This is a genomic window from Pseudomonas viridiflava, assembly GCF_003702045.1.
GTDB classification, from domain to species: Bacteria; Pseudomonadota; Gammaproteobacteria; order Pseudomonadales; family Pseudomonadaceae; genus Aquipseudomonas; species Aquipseudomonas viridiflava_C.
In genome coordinates, this window is record NZ_RBTP01000012.1 from 65,166 (window position 1) to 87,253 (window position 22,088).

General features: G+C 59.7%; 19 protein-coding genes. 4 read left to right on the forward strand and 15 right to left on the reverse strand.

Features of this window, described 5'->3' with window-relative positions; all coding sequences use genetic code 11:
• Positions 1-11: 11 nt before the first annotated feature.
• Both ALP40_RS02475 and ALP40_RS02480 read right to left on the reverse strand, forming a co-directional pair.
• Entirely contained in the window at positions 12-1,163 is a 1,152-nt protein-coding gene (locus tag ALP40_RS02475; protein WP_122206704.1) for an acyl-CoA dehydrogenase family protein, read from the reverse strand.
• A 3-nt stretch (positions 1,164-1,166) separates the two neighbouring features.
• A complete protein-coding gene (locus tag ALP40_RS02480) occupies positions 1,167-2,264 on the reverse strand; it encodes an enoyl-CoA hydratase/isomerase family protein (RefSeq protein ID WP_122206705.1) in 1,098 nt (365 codons plus the stop codon).
• 284 nt (positions 2,265-2,548) lie between these two features.
• Between ALP40_RS02480 and ALP40_RS02485 the strand changes: the two genes are divergently transcribed.
• Both ALP40_RS02485 and ALP40_RS02490 read left to right on the forward strand, forming a co-directional pair.
• The gene (locus ALP40_RS02485) at positions 2,549-4,228 is read left to right on the forward strand and encodes an MFS transporter (protein ID WP_181112196.1); all 1,680 of its coding nucleotides are present in this window, start codon (positions 2,549-2,551) and stop codon (positions 4,226-4,228) included.
• Positions 4,225-5,424 carry an HlyD family secretion protein gene (locus ALP40_RS02490; RefSeq protein ID WP_122206707.1) on the forward strand — a complete coding sequence of 400 codons (1,200 nt, stop codon included), beginning with the start codon at positions 4,225-4,227 and terminating at the stop codon, positions 5,422-5,424. The genes ALP40_RS02485 and ALP40_RS02490 overlap by 4 nt, the downstream gene beginning before the upstream one ends.
• A gap of 330 nt (positions 5,425-5,754) precedes the next feature.
• On the opposite strand, the gene ALP40_RS02495 is transcribed toward ALP40_RS02490, so the two are convergent.
• The 5 genes from ALP40_RS02495 to ALP40_RS02515 form a co-directional block, all read right to left on the reverse strand.
• The gene (locus ALP40_RS02495; protein WP_122206708.1) at positions 5,755-7,371 is read right to left on the reverse strand and encodes an inorganic phosphate transporter; all 1,617 of its coding nucleotides are present in this window, start codon (positions 7,369-7,371) and stop codon (positions 5,755-5,757) included.
• A 134-nt stretch (positions 7,372-7,505) separates the two neighbouring features.
• Positions 7,506-8,525 carry a transporter gene (locus tag ALP40_RS02500; protein WP_122206709.1) on the reverse strand — a complete coding sequence of 340 codons (1,020 nt, stop codon included), beginning with the start codon at positions 8,523-8,525 and terminating at the stop codon, positions 7,506-7,508.
• A gap of 97 nt (positions 8,526-8,622) precedes the next feature.
• Positions 8,623-9,444 carry an aldo/keto reductase gene (locus tag ALP40_RS02505; RefSeq protein WP_122206710.1) on the reverse strand — a complete coding sequence of 274 codons (822 nt, stop codon included), beginning with the start codon at positions 9,442-9,444 and terminating at the stop codon, positions 8,623-8,625.
• Positions 9,445-9,525: 81 nt separating this feature from the next.
• On the reverse strand, positions 9,526-11,157 hold the full coding sequence (locus ALP40_RS02510) for a methyl-accepting chemotaxis protein (RefSeq protein WP_122206711.1): 1,632 nt from the start codon (positions 11,155-11,157) through the stop codon (positions 9,526-9,528).
• A 382-nt stretch (positions 11,158-11,539) separates the two neighbouring features.
• Complete coding sequence (locus ALP40_RS02515; RefSeq protein WP_122206712.1) at positions 11,540-12,145, reverse strand: TetR/AcrR family transcriptional regulator; 606 nt, start codon at positions 12,143-12,145, stop codon at positions 11,540-11,542.
• A gap of 496 nt (positions 12,146-12,641) precedes the next feature.
• On the opposite strand from ALP40_RS02515, the gene ALP40_RS02520 reads away from it, so the two are divergent.
• Complete coding sequence (locus ALP40_RS02520; RefSeq protein WP_122206713.1) at positions 12,642-13,106, forward strand: GNAT family N-acetyltransferase; 465 nt, start codon at positions 12,642-12,644, stop codon at positions 13,104-13,106.
• A 332-nt stretch (positions 13,107-13,438) separates the two neighbouring features.
• Here ALP40_RS02520 and ALP40_RS02525 read toward each other — a convergent pair whose 3' ends face one another.
• The 4 genes from ALP40_RS02525 to ALP40_RS02540 all read right to left on the reverse strand — a co-directional run bounded on the left by ALP40_RS02525 (position 13,439) and on the right by ALP40_RS02540 (position 17,576).
• Positions 13,439-14,371, reverse strand: coding sequence for an NADP-dependent oxidoreductase (locus ALP40_RS02525; RefSeq protein WP_122206714.1), 933 nt, complete (start codon positions 14,369-14,371; stop codon positions 13,439-13,441).
• Positions 14,368-15,540, reverse strand: a complete 1,173-nt coding sequence (locus ALP40_RS02530; protein WP_122206715.1) for a zinc-dependent alcohol dehydrogenase — start codon at positions 15,538-15,540, stop codon at positions 14,368-14,370. The genes ALP40_RS02525 and ALP40_RS02530 overlap by 4 nt, the downstream gene beginning before the upstream one ends.
• Positions 15,541-15,858: 318 nt before the next feature.
• A complete protein-coding gene (locus tag ALP40_RS02535) occupies positions 15,859-17,151 on the reverse strand; it encodes a sorbosone dehydrogenase family protein (protein WP_122206716.1) in 1,293 nt (430 codons plus the stop codon).
• The gene (locus ALP40_RS02540; protein ID WP_122206717.1) at positions 17,148-17,576 is read right to left on the reverse strand and encodes a DUF2231 domain-containing protein; all 429 of its coding nucleotides are present in this window, start codon (positions 17,574-17,576) and stop codon (positions 17,148-17,150) included. The genes ALP40_RS02535 and ALP40_RS02540 overlap by 4 nt, the downstream gene beginning before the upstream one ends.
• A 629-nt stretch (positions 17,577-18,205) precedes the next feature.
• On the opposite strand from ALP40_RS02540, the gene ALP40_RS02550 reads away from it, so the two are divergent.
• A complete protein-coding gene (locus tag ALP40_RS02550) occupies positions 18,206-18,784 on the forward strand; it encodes an ABATE domain-containing protein (protein WP_122206719.1) in 579 nt (192 codons plus the stop codon).
• A 7-nt stretch (positions 18,785-18,791) separates the two neighbouring features.
• Here the strand turns inward: ALP40_RS02550 and ALP40_RS02555 are convergent, their stop codons facing one another.
• The 4 genes from ALP40_RS02555 to ALP40_RS02570 all read right to left on the reverse strand — a co-directional run bounded on the left by ALP40_RS02555 (position 18,792) and on the right by ALP40_RS02570 (position 22,054).
• On the reverse strand, positions 18,792-19,163 hold the full coding sequence (locus ALP40_RS02555) for a hypothetical protein (RefSeq protein WP_122206720.1): 372 nt from the start codon (positions 19,161-19,163) through the stop codon (positions 18,792-18,794).
• A gap of 66 nt (positions 19,164-19,229) precedes the next feature.
• Positions 19,230-20,291 carry an SDR family oxidoreductase gene (locus tag ALP40_RS02560; protein WP_122206721.1) on the reverse strand — a complete coding sequence of 354 codons (1,062 nt, stop codon included), beginning with the start codon at positions 20,289-20,291 and terminating at the stop codon, positions 19,230-19,232.
• A 78-nt stretch (positions 20,292-20,369) separates the two neighbouring features.
• Entirely contained in the window at positions 20,370-20,519 is a 150-nt protein-coding gene (locus ALP40_RS02565; RefSeq protein ID WP_122206722.1) for a DUF2256 domain-containing protein, read from the reverse strand.
• Positions 20,516-22,054 carry a cryptochrome/photolyase family protein gene (locus ALP40_RS02570; RefSeq protein ID WP_122206723.1) on the reverse strand — a complete coding sequence of 513 codons (1,539 nt, stop codon included), beginning with the start codon at positions 22,052-22,054 and terminating at the stop codon, positions 20,516-20,518. Before ALP40_RS02570 ends, ALP40_RS02565 begins: the two co-directional genes overlap by 4 nt.
• Positions 22,055-22,088: the final 34 nt, after the last annotated feature.

Below are 22,088 nucleotides of genomic sequence, written 5' to 3' on the forward strand. Positions count from 1 at the left end.
GGGCCGTTCGCTCAAACCAGGTAGTGGCGCAGCTCCCGAGCGATCAACAGGCGCTGAATCTCGCTGGAGCCTTCGTAGATCTGGGTGATGCGCGCATCACGGTAATAGCGCTCGACGGGATAATCTTCCAGATAGCCGTAACCACCGTGTACCTGTATGGCCTTGGAGCAAACCCACTCGGCCATTTCCGAGGCGAACAGCTTGGCCTGGGACGCTTCCGAAAGGCACGGCTGGCCGGCGCTGCGCAGACGGGCCGCGTGCAGGATCAGCAGGCGGGCGGCGTTGATTCGGGTGTGCATGTCGGCCAGAAGATTGGCGATGCTCTGGTGTTCGATGATCGGCTTGTCGAATTGCACACGCTCGCGGGCGTAGGCCAGTGCGGCCTCGAAGGCGGCGCGAGCGATGCCCAAGGCCTGGGCGGCGATGCCGATCCGGCCGCCTTCCAGATTTGACAGGGCGATGGCGAGCCCCTTGCCGCGCTCACCCAACAGATTGGCTGCCGGGATACGGCAGTTATTGAGCGTGACCGCGCACGTGTCCGAGGCGCGGATCCCCATCTTATGCTCACTGCGATCCACCACGAAGCCGGGGTTTTCGGTGGGCACCAGAAACGCCGACAGGCCTTTCTTGCCAAGCTCAGGATCGGTCACGGCGAACACAATGGCCAACTGTGCCCGTTTGCCGTTACTGACGAATTGCTTGGCGCCGTTGATGACCCACTCGTCCCCCTGCAATTGGGCTCGGGTGCGCAAATTGTGGGCCTCGGAGCCCGCGTGGGGTTCGGTCAGGCAAAAGCAGCCAATGGCCCGGCCGGTGGCGAGCTTTTCCAGCCAGGTGTGTTTCTGCTCGTCGGTGCCGTAGTTGAGGATCGGACCGCAGCCCACCGAGCTGTGGACGCTCATCAGCGTGCCAGTGGCAGCGTCGGCGGCAGAAATTTCTTCGACTGCCAGCGCGTAGGCGACGTAATCGATGTAAGTCCCGCCCCATTGCTCCGGCACCACCATGCCCAGCAGCCCCAGCTCACCGAGCTTGCCGACCAGCGCATCGTCGATCCATCCGGCTTTCTCCCATGCCTGGGCATGGGGGGCGATTTCGTTGCGGGCAAAGTCGCGCGCCATGTCGCGGATCATCACCTGTTCTTCGGTCAGTTCAAGATCGTGCATGACTCAAGTCTCCTGGCCGCTGAAAAAACGTTCCACGTGCGCGGCGCTGACGTCTTGCGCACGGTCGTGTTTCCATCGCGGCTTCTTGTCTTTATCGATGATGAGGGCACGGATGCCTTCGATCAGATCACCGTGCTCGAACCATTGGCGGTCCAGGCGCAGCTCCATCGCAAAGCAGTCATGCAGTGAAAGGTGGCGTCCCCGGCGCAGCATTTCCAGGGTCACGGCCATCGCGATAGGCGAGTGGCTGTGCATTTTTTTGACGGTATCCAGTGCCCACTGGCGCGTGTCGCCGATGGTCACCTCTTGCAGTTGTTCAAGAATGCTCGAAATGTCCTGCAAGCCAAAGAAATGATCGATGGCAGGGCGCAGCAGTTCAAGGGGGGGGTGGGGCAGACGCTGGGTCCCCAGTTTGGCCATAGCGCCCTGAAGGTCTTTAAGCGGGGTCGACTTCCACTTCAGATGATCGAGCATGTGATCGAGGCGCGGCAGCATTTCACTGCTCATGGACCAGTTGGCCAGTCCGCAATACAGTGCATCTGCCGCGCCGATCTGGGTGCCGGTCACGCCGAGCCAGGTGCCCAGTTCGCCAGGCAGACGGGACAGGAAATAGCTGCCGCCGACATCGGGGAAATACCCGATCGCAACTTCCGGCATGCCAAGTTTGCTGCGTTCAGTGACCACGCGCAGGTCGGCGCCCTGGACCAGGCCCATTCCGCCGCCCAGCACCAGGCCGTCCATCAGCGCCATCACAGGCTTGCGGTAGCCATGAATCGCCAGGTCCAGCGCATATTCCTCGGCGAAGAACGTCAGATGCAGGTCCTGACCGTTGCGGTGGCTGTCGTACAGCGAGCGAATATCGCCACCGGCGCAGAACGCCTTGTCGCCCGATCCACGCAGCACAACAGCGTGAATGCCGTCGTCGTCGGCCCAGGCGTCGAGCTGCTGCTTCAGGGTGCGGACCATTTCCAGATCCAGCGCGTTCAGGCCGGCAGGGCGATTGAGGGTCAAGTGGCCGATGTGATTGCGTACTTCAATCACAACTGCGCTCCGGTTGGCGGGTGGTCGGACCGACACGGCGGATGAAGCCTGTGAACTCATTCTGAACTCCTTGTTCGTTTGCGCTTTCTTCTTATTTGTTCCCGGCGTCGCAGCAGATCCTAGCAGTGCAAATGTGCAAAGCAAAACTGCGTTTAAGCATAGCCACAAGTTTCAAATGGCCATCGTTTATGCACAAAAGCCACGTCATGAGCTTCAATCCCTTGGCCTGTCACAGGAATCACAGGGCTTGATGAGTATTCTGTGCGCTGTGACTGTCACACAGGGAATGCCTCAAGCCCTTCAAAGAATGATTTCCATGAACCACCTGCCATGAGCGAGCTTTCGTGAGCGATAAATACGCCCCACGCGAATGGGCGCCCCATGAACGTCCGACCATGCCGGGTTCGCCTTCGACGCCCTTGCACTCCACTGCGCGACGCTGGGCTTTCGCGTTGGTGGGCGTGATCGTGGCGTTGACGGGCGGTCTGGGCAACGCATTGGTCATCGCCAACCTGCCTTATTTGCAGGGAGCGCTCGGCGCCACCTCACAGGACATCGCTTGGCTGCCGGCCGCCTACATCATGACCAACGTGTCAATGAACCTGCTGCTGGTGAAGTTTCGCCAGCAGTTCGGCTTACGGGCGTTTACTGAGTTGTTCCTGGTGCTTTACGCGCTGGTCACGCTCGCGCACCTGTTCGTCAACGACATCGATTCGGCCATCGCCGTGCGGGCCGCTCACGGCATGGTGGGCGCGGCGCTCAGTACGCTGGGCCTGTATTACATGATCCAGGCCTTTCCGCAGAAATGGCGACTCAAGGCGCTGGTGCTGGGATTGGGGACCGCTCAGTTGGCCACACCGCTGGCCCGACTGGTTTCAGAAGATTTGTTGCAGATTGCCCAATGGCGAGGCTTGTACCTGTTCGAGCTGGGTATGGCGATGTTGTCGCTGGGCTGCGTGCTCATGCTCAAGCTGCCGCCAGGTGATCGCTTCAAGGCGTTCGAAAAGCTCGATTTCCTGACCTTCGGCCTGCTTGCGTCAGGCTTCGCGTTGCTCTGCGCCGTGCTTTCGCTGGGGCGGATCGAGTGGTGGCTGGAGGAGCCCTGGATCGGCATCGCTTCGGCGGCGTCCATTGTGCTGATCTGCGCGGGGCTTGCGATCGAACACAACCGCAGCAATCCATTGTTGATCACTCGCTGGCTGGGCAGTGGCTCGATCCTGCGGCTGGGGCTGGCGGTGATCCTGTTTCGCGTCGTGTTATCAGAACAATCCGTGGGCGCTGTCGGTTTTCTCCAGGCGTTGAACATGGGCAGTCAACAGTTGCACTCGCTGTATCTGGTGATGTTGTTGGGCAGCGTCGCGGGGCTGGTGGTCAGCGCACTGACGATCAATCCTGCGCACCTGATCAAGCCGCTGCTGATTTCGTTGGCGATGATGGCGATCGGTGCGTGGATGGACAGCCATTCCACCAACCTGACCCGGCAATCGAACATGTACCTCAGCCAGTTTCTGCTGGCCTTCGGCGGCACGTTTTTTCTGGGGCCGACGCTGGTACTGGGCATCAGTGGCGTGTTGGCCAACCCGCGTAACATGATCAGTTTTTCGGTGCTGTTCGGGATCACCCAGAACATTGGCGGCCTGATCGGGTCTGCTGCACTGGGAACGTTCCAGATCGTGCGCGAGAAGTTTCACTCCAGCCACATCGTCGAGCACCTGACGCTGATTAACCCGCTGGTGCAGTCGCGCCTGCAAAGCTACAGCGCCAGTTACGGCTCGGTGATCGCCGACCCGTCACAGCGCACCGCTCAAGGCATGCGCGCTATGGCCTCTGCGGCGACGCGCGAGGCCAATGTATTGGCTTACAACGACGTCTTCATGCTGATTGCCTTGATCGCCGTATTGACCATGATCTGGATTTCGTTCCGGGTCGTTTGGCTGAAACTGACCACTGAACCTCAGGCGCTTGCTCCTGTAGCACCAGCCGCTTCGCCTTCCGTATCACCGACCGGCGCACAACCTTCATGACTGAACCGAACCCCCCGAATTCGAATCCTGACGCCGACCGCAGTCCACCTGCCGACAGCGAAACCGTGAGGCGCACCGATGGACCGGCACCCGCGCCGCTGAAGTCGCCGGTGACTACACGGCCGCGCTCACGGCGCAAGCGCATCCTGTCCTCGATACTGTTTGGCGCCGTTGCGCTGGCCGGTGTGCTGATTGTGCTGTACGCGTGGCAATTGCCGCCTTTCACCAGCCCGATCCAGAGCACCGAAAACGCTCAGGTGCATGGCCAGACCACCTTGATCGGCCCGCAACTGAGCGGCTACGTGTACGAAGTGCCGGTGCAGGACTTCCAGTTCGTCAAGAAGGGCGACCTGCTGGTGCGCCTGGATGATCGTATTTACCGACAGCGTCTGGATCAGGCGCTGGCGCAAGTGGATGTGCAGAAAGCCTCGCTGGCCAATAACCTGCAACAGCGCCGCAGCGCAGAAGCGACCATCGCGCAGCGCCAGGCTCAACTGCAGAACACGATTGCTCAAAGCCGCAAGAGCGCAGCGGACTTGCGTCGCAATCAGGCGCTGGTCACCGACGGTTCGGTGTCCAAAAGCGAGCTGGACGTGGCCCGCGCTGCGGATGCCCAGGCCAGCGCTGCGGTTGCCGAAGCCAAGGCCACCCTGCAAATAGCCCGTGAAGATTTGCAGACGGTCATCGTCAATCGAGGGTCGCTGGAGGCTTCGGTCGCTAATGCGCAGGCTGCGATTCAACTGGCGCGAATCGACCTGGACAACACCCGCATCGTGGCCCCTCGTGACGGGCAATTGGGGCAAATCGGTGTGCGGCTGGGGGCTTACGTCAATTCCGGCGCGCAATTGATGGCGCTGGTGCCCGAGCGGCGCTGGATCATTGCCAACATGAAAGAGACGCAGATGGCGAATGTGCGTCTTGGGCAATCGGTGAGCTTTACGGTGGATGCACTGGATGATCAGATGATGCACGGCCGCGTGCAGCGTATCTCGCCTGCGACCGGATCGGAGTTCAGTCTGCTGCCAGCCGACAATGCGACCGGCAACTTCGTGAAAATCTCGCAGCGCATCCCGGTGCGTATTGTGGTCGACGACGACCAGCCGCTGCTCGAACGATTGAGGCCGGGGATGTCGGTGGTGGTGAGTATCGACACCAGCACCGACGGCGACGTACCGCCGGACCCTACAGTGCGTTAGTCACTTGGATCGTGTTCGCTCAGCGTTTGACGCTGGCTGTGCGGCTGAATTTAAAAATGGCAGCCTTGACCTGCTTTACCAACGCGCAAGTAGGGACGCCGACGATTGCGACCCCCGAATCAGTGTCAGGACGAAGGAACCCCGGCGAAGCCGGGGCCGGAACCGGAGCGTAGGGGGTTGCTTACTTTGCCCCGTCAAAGTGAGTCGCCGAGGGGCGAAAAGGTGACCTGAGCCGAGCGCTTGGATCACTGAATCCGCAGTCTGTGCCAGATGGGACGCCGGGCGTCCCGGATGGCATGCCCAGGCGGAGCGATGTGCCCCGCCTCTCAATCAAAACAGATGACTGAACACCCAATACAACGACCCCGACAGCAGAATCGCCGCGGGCAATGTCAGCACCCAGGCGGTGGCCAGATTACGCAACGTGCGCATCTGCAATCCCGAGCCATTGGCAACCATTGAGCCTGCGACGCCCGAAGACAACACATGGGTGGTGGACACCGGCAGGCCATACATGTCGGCGGCGCCAATGGTGAACATCGCCACCACCTCGGCCGAAGCACCTTGGGCGTAAGTCATGTGTGTCTTGCCGATCCGCTCACCGACCGTGACCACGATGCGTTTCCAGCCGACCATCGTGCCGAGCCCCAGCGCGATGGCGACCACGATCTTGACCCAGGTCGGAATGAAGCGCGTGGCGTCGTCGATCTGCTTCTTGAAGGCATCAAGCTTAGTCTGGGTGTCGGCATCGAAGTTGCCCACCTTATTCTTGTCCATCACCCGGATGGTTTCCGAGGTCAGGTACATATCGTTCCTCACGTTGGTGACCGCCTCGGCAGGCACCTTGGACAGCGAGCCGTAACTGCGCACTTCATTGCCGATCTTGCCCGCCATCACGGCCAGCGCCGGAATGAGTTCAGGGGACGCCTGTTTGCTGACCAGATAATCCGAGAGCGTCTGGCGCGAGTCAGCGGGGGCGGGCAGGGGGGCGCTGCGGATCAGCGCCTGCTGCGTGACCTCGGCCACCGCCGCGAACTGTGTGGCCTGATCGGCAGGCATGGTGCGGTTGAGCGCGTAGGCCATTGGCAATGTGCCGACCAGAATCAACATGATCAGCCCCATGCCTTTCTGCCCGTCGTTGGAGCCGTGAGCGAACGAAACGCCGGTGCAGGTCACGATCAGCATGCTGCGGATCCACCAGGGCGGCGGCGCATTGCCTTCCGGTGCCTTATACAGCGCGCGGTTTTTGATGAACATGCGCATTGCCAGCAGTAGCAGAGCGGCGCAGCCAAAGCCTACCAACGGCGAAAGCAGCAGCGAATAGCCGATCTTGGTCGCCTGCGACCAGTCCACGCCACTGGTGCCATCACGCCCGTGCATCAGCGCGTTGGCAATGCCCACGCCGATGATCGAACCAATCAGTGTGTGTGAAGAGGAGGCCGGCAAGCCCAGCCACCAGGTTCCGAGGTTCCAGATGATCGCCGCGATCAGTAGGGCAAAGATCATGGCGAAGCCGGCCGAGGAGCCGGTTTGCAGGATCAGCTCGACCGGCAGCAGGGCGATGATGCCGAACGCCACCGCGCCGCTGGAGAGCATGACGCCGAGGAAATTGAAGAACCCCGACCAGACCACCGCAAAGCCTGGCGGCAGTGAGTGGGTGTAGATGACGGTGGCGACAGCGTTGGCCGTGTCGTGGAAACCGTTGACGAACTCGAAGCCCAGCGCAATCAACAGCGCCACGCCCAGCAGGATGAAGGGCGTCCAGGTGGTAACCACCGTGCCCATGTCATCCACATCCTGCTTGAGGCTGTAGCCGGTGAAAACCAGGCCTGCGATGAGGATGGCGAAGAAGATCGTCATGGTCAGACGACCGGGTTTACGTCCGAACTGGGTTGCCGACAGGCTCGCCCCGCCAGTGGCGTTGGGTGATAGTGCGTTGGTAGCCATGTGTGCAATACCTGAGTGAAAGATAACTGACATGGTCTTTGCAAAATGTTACAGAGATACGACACAGATCAATTCATCAGCCACTCGGGTGATATTCCTGATAACCGGCGGCTGAAGGCCTGATGAAAACGGCGTCAGTAATCGCCGCGCTTGCGAAAGGCCCAGCGCCCGGCCACCAACGTAAAAGTCGCCACCAGTGCCACCAGAATCCAGAAACCCTCAGGGTCGGAGGCCAGCGGCACACCCCCCACGTTCATGCCAAAAAAACCGGCGACGATGTTGATGGGCAAGGCCAGCACGGTGACCACCGTGAGGGTGAAGAGGGTGCGGCTGCTCTGCTCATTGAGGTTCGCCGCGATCTCTTCCTGCAGCAGCTTGATGCGTTCGCCCAGCGCCGTGAGGTCGTTGATGACCAGGGACGATTCTTCGATGGACTGACGCAACGCCTGCACGTCCTGTTCGCGCAACCATTGTGGCGGGCGGTGCAGCAGGCGCATCAGCGAGCCAGGTTCCAGCGCCAGAAGCCGTTGCAGGCGAACCAGCACCCGACGCATGGCACCCAGCTCCGAGCGATTATTACTCAGGCGCTGGGACAGCAACTGGTCTTCGATACGGTCGACATTGACGCTGGTTTTGCGCAGAAACTGGGTCAGCACTTCACCCTGATCGCTCAACAGATGGGCCAGCAGCTCCAGGGGCGAGTCGAACTGCTCGCCACGCTTGACCGCCGAACGCAGCTTGTCCACCGAGCGCAATGGCTGCAGCCGGGCGGTGATCAGCAGGCGTTGGCGGGCGCAGACCCAGAGTGTCGAAATATCGGTCGAGAGTCGGTTGAAATCGAATACCACGTCGTTGACCACCGCCAACAGCGTGGCATCGACATGTTCGATACGGGTCGAGCGCGAACCTTCGTGCAGGGCCTCGAAGAACTCTTCGGGCAGCTCCAGCTGTGTCTTCATCCAGCGTTCACAGGCGGCGTGGGACAGATTGAGGTGCAGCCAGATGAAGTCGTCGCCTTCGGAGGGGGTCTGCAAGTATTCCAGCGCAGCGGCCGAACCGATCTCCTGACCGCTTTCGCCGGGGCGGAAGCGGAAGCCGTAGAGCAGGCCAAAAAGATCGGAGTCCTGATGATGGTGAGCAATGCTGTGGTTCATGGCTATCCACGTGCGGCCCGGCCCGGAGGGGGAGGCGAAGGCCGCATCATGACAAGCCGTTATTTCAGATTTGTGACCGATTGTGTCGGCATGTGTCTCAAATCATCGCCAATGGCATTTTGCGCATCGGTGTTGGCCACGCCCGGTCGATATCGGCCAGATCCTGCTCGGTGAGCCGAATCTGTTCGGCTGCAACATTCAAGCGAATGTGCTCAGGATCGGTTGCCTTGGGGATCGCAATCATATTGTCCTGACGCAGCACCCATGCCAGCGAGATTTGCGCGGGCGTGGCGCTGTGACGGTTGGCGATTTCGTGCAGGGCAGGGTGATACAGTAGATCGCCCGCCTGACCGATCGGGCAGTACGCCATCAACGGCAGATGACGATTGGCGCTCCACAGCATCAGATCGAACTCGATGCCACGCTGCTCAGGGTTATACAGCACCTGATTGGTGGCACACCGCGGGTTGTCCAGCTCGATCATGTCCGGAACGTCAAAGTTGGACACGCCCCATGCGCCGATCTTGCCTTCTTCCTGGAGCCGCTCGAAGGCTTCGACGGTCTCGGTCAGCGGATACTGGCCCGGCCAGTGCAGCAGGTAAAGATCGATGTAGTCGGTGTTCATCCGCCGCAAGCTGGCCTCGCAGGCCTTGGGAATGCCGGTGCGGCTCGCGTTGTGCGGGTAAACCTTGCTGACGATGAACACCTTGTCGCGCTGCCCGGCAATGGCTTGCCCGACGATTTCTTCGGCACCGCCGTCTGCATACATCTCTGCCGTGTCGATCAGGGTCAGGCCCTGTTCGATCCCACGACACAGACCGGCGATTTCTGCCGAACGCAGATGCCCCTTCTCACCCATGTGCCAGGTGCCTTGACCCAGCACTGGTACGGTGTTGCCTGCCAATTCCAGTGTGCGCATGTGACCCCCTGCGGTTAAGTGAACAGGTCTCAGGCAACGAGGTCTGCAGGAGGTTCCCATGCAGACCTTTCAAGCGCTGAATTAGACGCGGAATTGCTTCAGCAGGCCGTTCAACTGTTCGCTCAACATGCGCAAGTGCTGGCTGGCCGTGGTGGACTGCTCGGCCGCCAACGCCGTGCTCTGGGACAGTTGCGCGGCTTGAGTGACGTTATGGTTGATATCGTCGACCACATGCGATTGCTGCAGGGTTGCGCTGGCAATGGAGGCGTTGAGGCCGTTCAGGTTGCGCAGGGCCTGGCTGATTGACGTCAGGCTCTGCCCGGCCTGATTGGCCTGTTCGATGGTCAGTTGCGACGAGCGACTGCTGTCACCGATAACCTTGACGGCTGCATCGGAGTGGCGCTGCAGGCGCTCGATCATGGCCTGGATTTCGGCCGTGGACTTCTGGGTCCGCTGGGCCAACAAGCGCACTTCGTCAGCCACCACCGCAAAGCCTCGGCCCTGTTCGCCGGCACGTGCCGCTTCGATGGCGGCGTTGAGCGCCAGCAGGTTGGTCTGTTCGGCAATCGAGCTGATCACCTCCAGCACGCTGCCGATCTGAGTGCTTTCGCTGGACAGGGTCTGCATCACTTCCACCGCCTGACCGATCGTGCCAGAGAGGTGTTCGATCTGGCGCAGGCTGTTGTCGATATTGACCTGACCCTGCTGCGCCTGGGACTCGGCATTACGCATTTCGCTGGCGGCGTGTTCGGCATTCTTGGCCACGTCCTGCACGCCATAGGTCACCTCGTTGACAGCGGTGGCGACCAGGTCCATTTGTTGCGACTGCTGTTGGCTGCGGTTTTGGGCCTGCTCGGCATTGCTGCCCAGGTCGTTGGAGGCCTGACCCAAGGCTAACGCTGAGTGCTGCAGTTGGCCGACGACGTTGCGCAGCTTGGCGATGAAGGCATTGAAGTGAGTGCCCAGTTCGGTGATCTCGTCACTGCCGTGGGTCTCCAGGGTGCGGGTCAGGTCGCTCTCGCCGCTGGCGATATTGCTCATCGCGCTAACGGCTGCTCGAAGAGGGCGAACGATGCTGCGCACGATCAGGGTCAGCATCAGGATCATCACCAGCACGATGCCAGCAATGGAAACGCCGGCGTTCCAGATCTGTGACTTGAACTCTGCGGCCACATCGTCCACGTACACGCCGGAACCCAGAATCCAGCCCCAAGGCTGGAACAGCTGAACATAAGACGTCTTTCTCACCGGGTCCGTTGCACCGGGCTTGGGCCAACGATAGTTGACCAGACCCGCTCCCTTGTTTTTAACTACCGTTACCATTTCATTGAACACTGCAAACCCGTCCGGATCCTTGATCCCCGACAGGTTCTGGCCTTCGAGCTTGGGGTTGGTGGGGTGCATGATCATCACGGGCTGCAGGTCGTTGATCCAGAAATAGTCATTCTGGCTGTAGCGCAAGCCTTTGATCTCTTTCAACGCCTGTTGCTGCGCGGCTTCGCGTGGCATTGTGCCCGCCGCTTCGAGGCCTTGATAAAAGGTCAGAATGCCGCTGGCGGTCTGGACCACGTGCATGGTCTTCTCAGCTTTGGCTTGATAGAGGTCGTCGTGAATCTGCTTGAGCAGCGTAGCTGCCAGGACAAAGAGCATCAGCACAGAAACGATAAGAATCAGCCACAACCGGCGGCTGATGGACAAACTGCGCATATTCATGATCCCTACCCCATACGTTATTTTTCTTTTTCTTCTTTGAAACTGGCAGGCCAGACCGGTAAACCGCCGGATCTAAGGGCCTCCTCAGCTTCTCGGCGCATCATGACCAAACATGAGATCAGCATCACATTTATTTGCGCGCCTGCGGAACTATTTTGAAAAGTAGCGAAAGGCTTACATCGTTAGGCGTCTTTCGCCCTATCGGCAGGCCTGAAGTGAATGTAGGATCCAATTCAACAACTGCAGCGAAGGAACGATGCAGCGATCACGGAGGATCGGCCATAGCCAGGAGGCTACTGACAGGATGTCGGGATGGTCATGTGCAGGAACGACCCGCTTCGGCGGGTTTTTTGCGTCTTGGGAAAGGTGTTTTCGCAGGCGGTCAGTCCGGCTCGCAGCCCTTGAGTACCAGACGCAGGATGGTCTGGGTGGCGGCTTCGTAATCGCTGTCTTCCAGCGTGGCCTTACCGGTGACGGTCGCAATCTGCCAGTCGAAATCAGCATAGGTCTGGGTCGCTGCCCAGATCGTGAACATCAGGTGATGCGGATCGAGCGGGGCGATCTGTCCGCTGTCGATCCACGCCTGGATGCATTCGATGTTATGCCGGGCCTGACCATTGAGCTGCTCGATCTGCTGCTGCGTCAGGTGCGGCGCGCCATGCATGATCTCGCTGGCAAATACCTTCGATGCAAACGGCAGGTCACGCGAAATCTGAACCTTGGCGCGAATGTAGCGGCTGAGCACCTCGGCGGGCGCTCCTTCAGGATTGAAAGGCGTGGAGGCACGCAAAATCGGTTCGATGATGCTTTCCAGCACCTCGCGGTAAAGATTTTCCTTGGACTTGAAGTAGTAGTAAACGTTGGGCTTGGGGACACCGGCCTTGGCGGCGATATCGCTGGTCTTGCTGGCAGCGAAGCCCTTATCGGCAAACTCCTCGCTGGCGGCGCGCAGGATGCGTTCTTTATTGCGCTCGCGAATACTGCTCATGACCCGGATATTCCCTTGCCTGCATGGCGGTCGCGCATGGTAGCACCGGGGTTGTGAGGGGCTCAATGTTGGCAGTTTCGGGGGCAGCGTCAGATGCATGTATAAATGGAAAGAGGCAAAAGCGGGCATCGTGGGAGCGGACTTGTCCGCGAATGCAGCGTTTGAGCCACTGCGTCTTCTTCGGATGTACCGGCCTTTCGCGGACAACTCCGCTTCCACAAAAACCTTTTATTCAGGTGAGTACGCGTTGCTTGATAAGAAGCGGCTTGCTGGCAATAGCTTCAGTTCAGTTGCTGATAAAGCGCTTGGAGAAACGCATTGTCGACGAGCCGCCTCCCATGTCGGTGTTGCTGAGCGACAGCGCTACGTTGAGCACGCAGTGGGGCCGTTTACGAATCACGTTCTTCAGTAGTTTGCAGGTTGTTTGATAGGAGCTACTTATTTGTACAGTGCGTTAGAGTGAGGCGATGCTTGCTTTGGACAGGAGAACAAACGCTTGAAGATTCGTCACGCACTACGCTGCGATGCACAGGCCGCGTTTGATATTCGGCATCAGGCAATACGGCACCAATGCAACGCTGTTTACTCGGCGGCCCAGATAACCGACTGGACAGATGTACCGCTTACGGACAAATACAGAACGTGGGTCGAGAATGACTATCACGTAGCTATTATTGATGGAGTCCCGGTCGCGACGGGTCTGATAAATTTTCAAACCGGTGAGCTGGAGGCGCTTTTCGTACTGCCAGCGTTCATGGGGCAGGGCGTTGGTAAAAAGATGCTCGTTTATCTCGAGGAACTGGCGCGTGAAGCGGGGCTGACAGAGGTTCGTCTTGAGGCCACTCTGAATGCAGAAGGTTTTTATCAACGATGTGGCTTCACCGGAAGTGCTCAGGCTGTCTATGAGTCGCCCTCAGGGCTCAAGCTGGCCTGTGTTCCTATGCATAAGCAATTGGTTTGAACTGTGATTAATCGTCAGGTAAACCTGCGCTATGGCGAAACGCTTACACGTGCAGACGTTATTGGCTCTTTGCATTGACCCCGAGCATCGGTAGGATCCAATTCAACAGCTGCAGCGAAGGATTGATGCAGCGATCAGGGAGGATCGACCATTGCCAGGAGGCTACTGACAGGATGTCGGGATGGTCATGTTTGCAAAACGACCCGCTTCGGCGGGTTTTTTGCGTTTTGGAATATCTGTTTATCAAATCCGCCTGGCGGCATTGTCCTTTGGCCTGTCTGTAGTGAGTGGCAGCAACCGGGCCGGTGAGCGCCCGTCGCTGCCGCTGACCCTCAGGTGTCTTCGTGAACCCGCAGCACCACTTTGCCATGTACATGGCCATCGGCAAGATAATCCAGCGCGGCCTTGGCTTGTTCCAGCGGGAAGGTTTCTGCGATCACGACCGAAACTTCGCCTGCGTCGACGTACCCGGCCATCTCCGTCAGTTCATGGCCGCGAGGGTCGGCGATGAAACGGGTTCCGGTCTTGCCCTCTGCCTGTGGATGATGGGCGTCGGGCATCTCCAGGGTGGAAACCAGTCGTCCGCCTTCGCCCAGCACTTGCCAGGAACGCGACTGGGTTTCGCCGCCGATCAGATCGATCACCAGATCGAAATTCTTGCAAATGTCTTCGAAGCGCTCGGCTTTGTAGTCGATCGCGCGATCGACGCCCAGTGATTTCAGGAAGGGCAGGCTTTCCGCCGACGCCGTCGCGTAGACCTCCGCACCTTTGACCTTGGCGAATTGAACCGCCAAATGCCCGACACCGCCGCTCCCGCCGTGTATCAGCACTTTGTGCCCTTGTTCAAGGTGGCCGTGTTCGACCAGTGCCTGCCATGCCGTATGCCCGGCCAGCGGCAAGCCGGCTGCGGTTTGCCAGACCAGCGAGTCTGGAATGCGGGCCAGGTGTTCGGCTGGCACCCGGGCGTATTCGGCGTAACCACCGTCTGCTCCGATCATGCCGAATACGCGGTCACCCTCGTTGAGCTGCAAGACGCCTTCCCCGAGTTGCACCACCACGCCTGCCACTTCACGACCCAGTGTCAACGGCAGACGGTCTTGTTTGACTTCCGGATACTGACCCTCGCGTATCTTGTAATCGACCGGGTTGGTGCCTGCCATCATGACTTTCACCAGCACCTCACCCTGCAGTGCCTGAGGTCTGTCCACGTCCTGCAGTGACATCACTTCAGGTCCGCCAAACGCTGCGATTCGTATTGCTTTCATGCCGACACCTCCTGCTGCTGTTGACCCGGTTCAAGCTTGACCTTGATCCAGCCAGCCCGATGTTGATCGAACTTCTTGAAGGCGCTGACCGCGTCGGTCAGCGGCTCATGCTGGGTCAGGACTCTGGCTGGATCGACGCGTCCGGCAAGGGTCATGTCGATCAGCTTCGGGATGTATTTGCGGTGATGGCAGTTGCCCATGTTCATGCGGATGTTCTTGTTCATCGCGATGCCAATGGGAAAGCTGTCGAAACCGGCCGGATAGACGCCGATGATCGAAAGCGTTCCAGCCTTGGCCAGCCCTTGCACCGCCCATTGCAACGCCTGAGAGGGCTCGTCACCCGGCTGCCACTGTTCGGCGTCATGGTCATGCCTGTCGTGCCGATGGCTGTGGTTGGCATCGATGCCGACAGCGTCGATGGCGCAGTCCACGCCAATGTCATTGGTCAGGCGATGAAGCGTTTCCACAGGATCTTCCTGCTCAAAGTTGATGCGCTCGGCACCCAGCTCTCTGGCGCGCTCCAGCCGGTCTTCAAGCCCGTCGATGGCGAACACGCGGCCTGCGCCCATGAGCTTTGCGCTGACGATGGCAAACAGGCCTACCGGTCCGCAGCCGAAAACCGCAACCGTGTCGCCTTCTTTGATCTCGGCCATTTCAGCACCGAACCAGGCTGTCGGGAAAATATCCGACATGGCGATTGCCTGGTCATCGGTAATGGCATCGGGCAGCTTGATCAGGCCGATGTGAGCAAACGGAATACGGGCTTTTTCGGCTTGCAGCCCATTGAATGGGCCGGTGCTCTTCGGGCCGCCGAAGAACGAGGTACCTGCCGATTTGCCGTTGGGGTTAGCCACGTCGCACTGGGAAAAATAACCTGCCCGGCAGTAAGAGCAGTTGCCGCACGCGATGGTGGAGGGGATCAACACGCGGTCACCGATGCTCAGGTTACGCACGTCGTCACCCAAGGCCTCGACCACGCCGACTGCTTCGTGGCCCAAGATGGTGCCGGGCTGCATATCCGGTGCACTGCCACGAATGAAGTGCAGGTCAGTGCCGCAGATGGCCGAGGCTGTGATGCGCACGATGGCATCGGTTGAAGCCTGAAGGGTGGGGTCGGGCACCTCGTCCAGACGAATGTCCCCAACGCCGTGAAATACGATAGCTTTCATGGTTCATCTCCTTTGGTTTATCCACGGGATGAACGTGTAGAAAAGAGGCGGGCGCTGCAGGTTTAGTCGGATTGCTTTCTCATCGACGAGTGGCACGCAAGGCCTGCGCATGCAGCTGACGGACTCGTCTGTCGAGTCCGCTCCCACCATGCCCGGTGTTTGCTGCGCGACAGCGCTACGCCGAAGGAGTGGTGAGGCCTCCCACACCATCGTGTTTCGTTAGTGGGTTACAGGTTGTTTGGTAAGAGACCGGGAGATTTGCGTGAACGGCGACAGTCTTCGGGCCGCTTGATCTCAAGCGGCCCGAAGCGTTGAGGTTTACTGGCTACGCGTCACTCGCCACACGGTGTTGGCCAGGTCATCCGCAATGATCAGCGCACCTTTCGGGTCGACCGTCACCCCGACCGGACGGCCACGGGTCTTGCCATCGTCGCCACGGAAACCCGTTGCGAAGTCCAGCGGTTCGCCTGAAGGTTTACCGTTGCTGAAGGGTACGAAGATCACTTTATAGCCGACCGGGTTGTCGCGGTTCCAGCTGCCGTGTTCGCCGACGAAAACGCCATTGGCAAACTTGTCGCCCATTTCCGGGATGGAGAAGTCCACGCCCAGTGCGGCGACGTGCGAGCCGAGGCTGTAGTCCGGTTTGATCGCGGCGGCGACTTTTTCCGGGTTCTGCGGCTGGGCGCGGGTGTCGACGTTCTGGCCCCAGTAGCTGTAAGGCCAGCCATAGAAGCCGCCTTCTTTGACCGAACTCAGATAATCGGGCACCAGATCCGGGCCCAGTTCGTCACGCTCGTTGACCACAGCCCACAGTTGTCCGGTTTCAGGCTGAATGGTCAGCGCTGTCGGGTTGCGAATGCCGGTGGCGTAAGGCTTGTGAGCACCCGTCGCCGCATCGATCTGCCACACCATCGCTCGATCGATCTCCACCTCCATGCCACGTTCGGTCACGTTGCTGTTGGAGCCGATCCCGACATACAGATAGCGACCGTCAGGGCTGACGGTCAACGCCTTGGTCCAGTGGTGGTTGATGGCAGAGGGCAGGTCAGTGACTTTGGTCGGCGCGCCGCTGGCCTGGGTCTGGCCTTCCTGATAATCGAAACGCACCAGCGCGTCCTGGTTGGCGACATACAGCTTGCCGTCGGCAAACGCGAGACCGTAAGGCGCGTTAAGGTTTTCGGCAAACACGGTCTTGGTTTCGTAGGTGCCGTCACGGTCAGCATCACGTAACAGTGTCAGGCGGTTGCCGCCTTTGACCTTGGTGTTGCCCTCGGCCTTGATCACACTGGCGATCACATCCTTGGGCTTGAGCTTGGCGGCACTGCCACCACGGCCTTCGGCGACGATGATGTCACCGTTGGGCAGCACCAGCGTTTGACGCGGGATGCGTAAGTCGGTCGCAATCGCGGTGATGTTGAAGCCTTCGGGTACGGTCGGCTTCTGGTCGCCCCACGCCACAGGTTCGGCGATCTTCATGCTCGGCAGCAGGCCGCGTTGCGGTTCCGGCAGTTTAGGGTCCGGGCCGCGAGCCTGGGTGGTGTCCGCTTCACCGCCGCAGGCGCTCAACAACAGGGCCATGCTCAAGGCTGTCAGTGCGATTTGAGGTTTCATTGCTCATCTCCCGAACGCAGGTTGGTCAGCCCGATCCACGCGGCTAAGACAGCCAGCACGGTCACGATGACTGAAAGCACCAGGCCCGAAGGCATGACGGCCCATGCGTCCTTGGCATGCTCGAACGCGTTGACCAGTCCTAGCACCCAAGTGATCAGCAACAACAGGAAGTACACCACTGGGCGTCCTGCCTTGTGTGTTGCGCGGACCAGATTCACCAGCGCGAACAACAGCGCAAAACCGCAGAACACCAGCGCTCCGGCGATTAGCCAGGCGGCGAAATTGGCCCACTGGATTTGAAAGGTCTGGTAATAGGCGATGTCACTGAGCAATGCGCCTAGAAACAGCGGCACGCTCCCGGCCAGCAGGATCGCGTGAAGCGGGCCTGGTGTCCTTCGGTAAGCGGGGTGGGCGGTAACGGTCATAGCGGCTCCTTATCGTTCAGCGACTCCCGGTCAGCGCACGGCACGAATTTACCGGCCGCCGGGGTCGCGTTGACTGCGCATAGGAAAGGATCGTGCTGCCAAAGCGATAGTTCAGTGAGTTTTCATGTCGAAATGTGTTGAGGGATCAATGGCGTATGAAATGGAAGACTGCCTCGCGGCAGCAGGCTCAGCCTTTAGGAGCACGCTTGCCCGCGATCTGCCGGGCACCGGCAGCAAACCCTGCAAACGCGGTGCATCAGGCACAACCCAAGGGGCCGCTGCGCAGCCCATCGCTGCCGTCGTAACCTCCGTGAGCTCCTACACCCGCCGGGCAGAAGCGGGCTCAGCCTGTGGGAGCGGACTTGTCCGCGAAAAGGCCAGTACACCCGACGCATAAACAGCGGCCGAGATACTGCATTCGCGGACAAGTCCGCTCCCACGAAGTTTGCTGCGCGACAGCGCTATGCCTAAGACATGGTGCGCCTCCCACAAAATCGTGGTGTCCCTGTGAGTTATCGTCGTCTTCAGACGTATTGGATCGGGCCAGTGAGATAGCCCATGATGCTTTTGTAACTGCTCAAGCTATGTATATAGGTTACAATGCCCGCCAGCATTTCAGGAGTACTCTGATGACCCCCTCTGGCTCGACCGCCCACCTCCCAGCTCCGTTGATACTGGCCGACCACCCCGCACTGGACCTGCTCAACACCCGAATGATGATTGACGGCCAGCGATGCGATCTGCTGACCAGCCACGCGTCGGCGATTCGCTGGCTTGAACAGGTGGGGCTAGGGAGTGATGCGTGTGACGAGCGTTTGCTCAATGAACTGCAAGCACTGCGCGAGAGCATCGAGCAGCTCGTTCAGGCGCGTCTGGAGGGTCGTGTTGCGGACCCGTCACGGCTCAATGCCTTTCTGCTCAAGGCTGTACCGCAATTGGTGTGGGAACCGTCGAAGGCCCCGGAGCTGGACCGTTTCTGTCAGCCGAATGCTACCGATCGGACTGTGGCCGAGATCGCCTTCGGGGCTGCGCAATTATTGGCTGAAGGCGACTCATCGTTGCTGCGCAAATGTGAGAGCCACGACTGCTCGCTCGTGTTCTACGACCGTACCAAGTCGCATAAGCGGCGCTGGTGCAGCATGGCGCTGTGCGGCAATCGGCATAAGGTGGCCGAGTTTCGCAAGCGCAAGCAGGAAGCGAAAGGTTAGGCGGCGCTCAACGCTTGCAGAGATTGTCCGCTATCGCGTCCAGCTCGCGATCATAGCTGGCGCGTTCTCCAGCACTGAGGAAGCCTTGGGCTTTGACTAAGTCTGCGCTGTCGGAGCGGATTTTCTCGATGCGGTTGTACATCTGACCAGCCTGCTTCTGCGGCAGGTGACCGGCTCTGTACAGGCTGCCGATGTCCGCCTGTAAAACGCTGGCTCTTGTCGAAATATGCGCCTGGCTCCTGTCGGTGACCGTGCTACCGATCCGACCTTCAAGCGCACGCTGCTCGACAAGGTTGCAGGCTGACAAATCCGGCTTGGTTTCAGCCGCGAAAGTACTCAGGCTCAGGGCCGCAACGGCAGCGGCTACAACTATTCTCATGGGGTGTCCTGTCATGGCGTGGCACCGGCCGGGTCAGCCCGGCCGGCATCAATCAGGGGCGATGATTCAAGGAATCAAACGCTCGCGACGCAGTTTTTCAAACACTTCGAAAAACGCATCATCACTCGCCTTGAACGCCGTGAAGCCCAGTTTGCGGCTTTTCGACATGTCCGTGACGACTTCAATCGGACGACCCAGGTCGGCATCGGTGTGCCACGGTGAGATCAGACGATTGATATCGCCTTCCTTAAGCTGGTGTTGGCTGACGATGTCGGTCCAGGCCTTCTGATCGTCTGCCATCTGCTCTTCCAGCGGCGCAGGTTGCGCGGGGAAGTCAGCTGCCTGCAGGCCGAAGTAATCGCCGATCTGGCCCCACATCCAGCTCCAGCGGAACACGTCACCGTTGGTGATGTTGAAGGCTTGATTGGCTGCTTCAGGTGTTGTCGCCGCCCACAATTGTTGTCGGGCGAGCTGGCGGGCGTCGGTCATGTCGGTGAGGCTGTCCCACTGGACGCGCGAGCCCGGGAACACGAACGGACGGCCAGTGGCCTTGCAGATCGTAGCGTAGACGGCCAGTGTGGTGGCCATGTTCATCGCGTTGCCAACGGCTACACCTGTCACCGTATGCGGACGGTGCACGCTCCAGGTGAAGCCGTCTTTTTCGGCGGCGGCGTAGACTTCATCTTCCTGCGCGTAATAGAAGTTCTCGATGTCCAGGCGCGGCTGGGTTTCCCTGAACGGTGTCTGGGGCAGCGTACCTTTGCCGTACGCTTCGAACGGGCCGAGGTAGTGTTTGAGGCCGGTCACCAGCGCCACATGCTGCACGCTTTTGGCCGGGCGGACGGCGTCGAGCACGTTGCGCACCATCGCGGCATTGACGCGGATGTTTTCGGCTTCAGTGGCCTGACGCGACCAGGTGGTGATGAAGACATGAGTCGGCTTGAGGTCTGCAAGTGCAGCGTTCAGCGACGCCGGATCCTTAAGGTCGGCAGCCACCGGAATTACGCCGGGCACCGAGGATGGGCTGCGGGAGAGAGCTGCCACCTGCCAATTGTTTTCCAGCAGCAATTGCGTGATCGCGCTGCCGACAATGCCACTTGCGCCAACGACCAGAGCGGTCTGGGTCATGAGGTTTCTCCTGCGAATGAATGAACAGTCATGGAGGTTCTGAACCACTTTGTACCAGACGGTTCAATTTGATCTTTGTCAGTCTGTCGATGCAGGTTTTGCTTTTTGCCTCCGACAGCGCTCCGAGCAGTAGCGCACCTCATCCCAACAGCGCGCCCACTTTTTGCGCCATGCGAACGGCAGACCACACACCACGCAGGTCTTGACGGGGAGCTCGCTTTTTTTCACAGCGACTCTCCGGCGTCCAGCCTGGCGAGCAGTGTCTGGCCGCGATCCCAGAGGGCATCCAGTTTGGCGTCCTGCATGCGATCCAGGTTCTTGTACACCATGCCCAGACGTTGATTGCTGCGCAAAATATCGCCGTGGCGCATCAGAAAATGCCAGTACAGCGCGTTGAACGGACAGGCGTTTTCCGAGGTGCTTTCGCTCACCTTGTAGTGGCAGTCGCGGCAGTAATTGGACATGCGCTTGATGTACTGGCCGCTGGCGCAGTAGGGTTTGGAGCCTAGGTAACCGCCGTCGGCGTGCATGACCATGCCCAGGGTGTTGGGCAGTTCGACCCAGTCGAACGCGTCCATGTAGATCGCCAGATACCAGTCGCAGATGTCAGTCGGCGTAATGCCAGCGAGCAGGGCGAAGTTGCCGGTTACCATCAGCCGTTGGATGTGGTGTGCATAGGCGTATTCCAGGCTTTGGCCGATGGCCTGGCGCATGCAGTTCATCTTCGTGTCGCCGGTCCAGTAGAACTCTGGAAGCGCCCGGGTGTTGCCGAACCGGTTGCCGGTGGCGTATTCCGGCATCTTCAGCCAATAGACGCCGCGTACGTATTCGCGCCAGCCGATCAATTGCCGAATGAAACCCTCGGCGGCGTTCAGGGCAATCCGGCCTGACCAGTAAGCGGCCTCCACATCGCTGCACACCTGACGCACGTCCAGCAGGCCGATGTTCAGCGCTGCGCTGATACGGGCGTGGAATAGAAACGGCTCGTTGCTGGCCATCGCGTCTTGATAGTCACCGAATGCGGCCAGGCCGAAATCCAGAAAGTAGGCCCAAAGTGCCTGGGCATCGCCATGAGTCACCGGGTAGTCGAACGTGTCCACCGCGCCGTAGTGGCTGGAGAAACGCGCCTTTACCAGCGTCATGACATCTCGGGTGATAGTGTCTGGCGCAAAGCGTGCGGGGTAGGGTGCCGTGACGCCTTTGGGCAGCGCCTTGCGGTTTTCGGCGTCGAAGTTCCAGGCACCGCCCACTGGCGTGCCGTCGCCATTGAGCAGAAGCCCGCTCTTGCGGCGCATTTCGCGGTAGAAAAATTCCATACGCAGCTGCTTCTTGCCCTGCGCCCAGGCCGAGAATTCGGTGCGCGAGCACAGGAAACGGCCATCGGCCTGCCAGTGGATTGGCAGCCCTGTGTCTTTGATTGACTGCTCAAGCCGCCAGTCGCCGCACTCGGTGATGTGCAGCTGATCCGGCTCCAGCAATGAGTGCCAGCGTTGCAGTTCACCGGGCACCGACCCGGTGTTGTCCGGGTCATCGAGGGCGACGTATTGCACCTGAAAACCACGCTCGCGCAGCGCTTGCGCGAAATGACGCATGGCACTGAAGATCAGGATGATCTTTTGTGGGTGATGGGGCACATGGCTGGCTTCCTCCATCACCTCGACCAGCAGCACGGTGCCGCGCTCGGCGCTCAGATCCTGTAGCGAAGCCAGTTCGAACGACAGTTGGTCGCCGAGGACCAGGCACAAACGATGAGGTGCTTTCATTCAGGCGGGGTCCGAAAGAGGCTGTGCGATGTAT

Excerpts from the sequence above, each read along its gene's own strand:
- ALP40_RS02525 (WP_122206714.1), bottom strand. The coding sequence starts at position 14,371 with ATGAAAGCAATACGAATCGCAGCGTTTGGCGGACCTGAAGTGATGTCA.
- ALP40_RS02500 (WP_122206709.1), bottom strand. The coding sequence starts at position 8,525 with ATGAACCACAGCATTGCTCACCATCATCAGGACTCCGATCTTTTTGGC.
- ALP40_RS02480 (WP_122206705.1), bottom strand. The coding sequence starts at position 2,264 with ATGAGTTCACAGGCTTCATCCGCCGTGTCGGTCCGACCACCCGCCAAC.
- ALP40_RS02535 (WP_122206716.1), bottom strand. The coding sequence starts at position 17,151 with ATGAAACCTCAAATCGCACTGACAGCCTTGAGCATGGCCCTGTTGTTG.
- ALP40_RS02530 (WP_122206715.1), bottom strand. The coding sequence starts at position 15,540 with ATGAAAGCTATCGTATTTCACGGCGTTGGGGACATTCGTCTGGACGAG.
- ALP40_RS02490 (WP_122206707.1), top strand. The coding sequence starts at position 4,225 with ATGACTGAACCGAACCCCCCGAATTCGAATCCTGACGCCGACCGCAGT.
- ALP40_RS02550 (WP_122206719.1), top strand. The coding sequence starts at position 18,206 with ATGACCCCCTCTGGCTCGACCGCCCACCTCCCAGCTCCGTTGATACTG.
- ALP40_RS02540 (WP_122206717.1), bottom strand. The coding sequence starts at position 17,576 with ATGACCGTTACCGCCCACCCCGCTTACCGAAGGACACCAGGCCCGCTT.
- ALP40_RS02495 (WP_122206708.1), bottom strand. The coding sequence starts at position 7,371 with ATGGCTACCAACGCACTATCACCCAACGCCACTGGCGGGGCGAGCCTG.
- ALP40_RS02570 (WP_122206723.1), bottom strand. The coding sequence starts at position 22,054 with ATGAAAGCACCTCATCGTTTGTGCCTGGTCCTCGGCGACCAACTGTCG.
- ALP40_RS02560 (WP_122206721.1), bottom strand. The coding sequence starts at position 20,291 with ATGACCCAGACCGCTCTGGTCGTTGGCGCAAGTGGCATTGTCGGCAGC.
- ALP40_RS02515 (WP_122206712.1), bottom strand. The coding sequence starts at position 12,145 with ATGAGCAGTATTCGCGAGCGCAATAAAGAACGCATCCTGCGCGCCGCC.
- ALP40_RS02505 (WP_122206710.1), bottom strand. The coding sequence starts at position 9,444 with ATGCGCACACTGGAATTGGCAGGCAACACCGTACCAGTGCTGGGTCAA.
- ALP40_RS02475 (WP_122206704.1), bottom strand. The coding sequence starts at position 1,163 with ATGCACGATCTTGAACTGACCGAAGAACAGGTGATGATCCGCGACATG.
- ALP40_RS02555 (WP_122206720.1), bottom strand. The coding sequence starts at position 19,163 with ATGAGAATAGTTGTAGCCGCTGCCGTTGCGGCCCTGAGCCTGAGTACT.
- ALP40_RS02510 (WP_122206711.1), bottom strand. The coding sequence starts at position 11,157 with ATGAATATGCGCAGTTTGTCCATCAGCCGCCGGTTGTGGCTGATTCTT.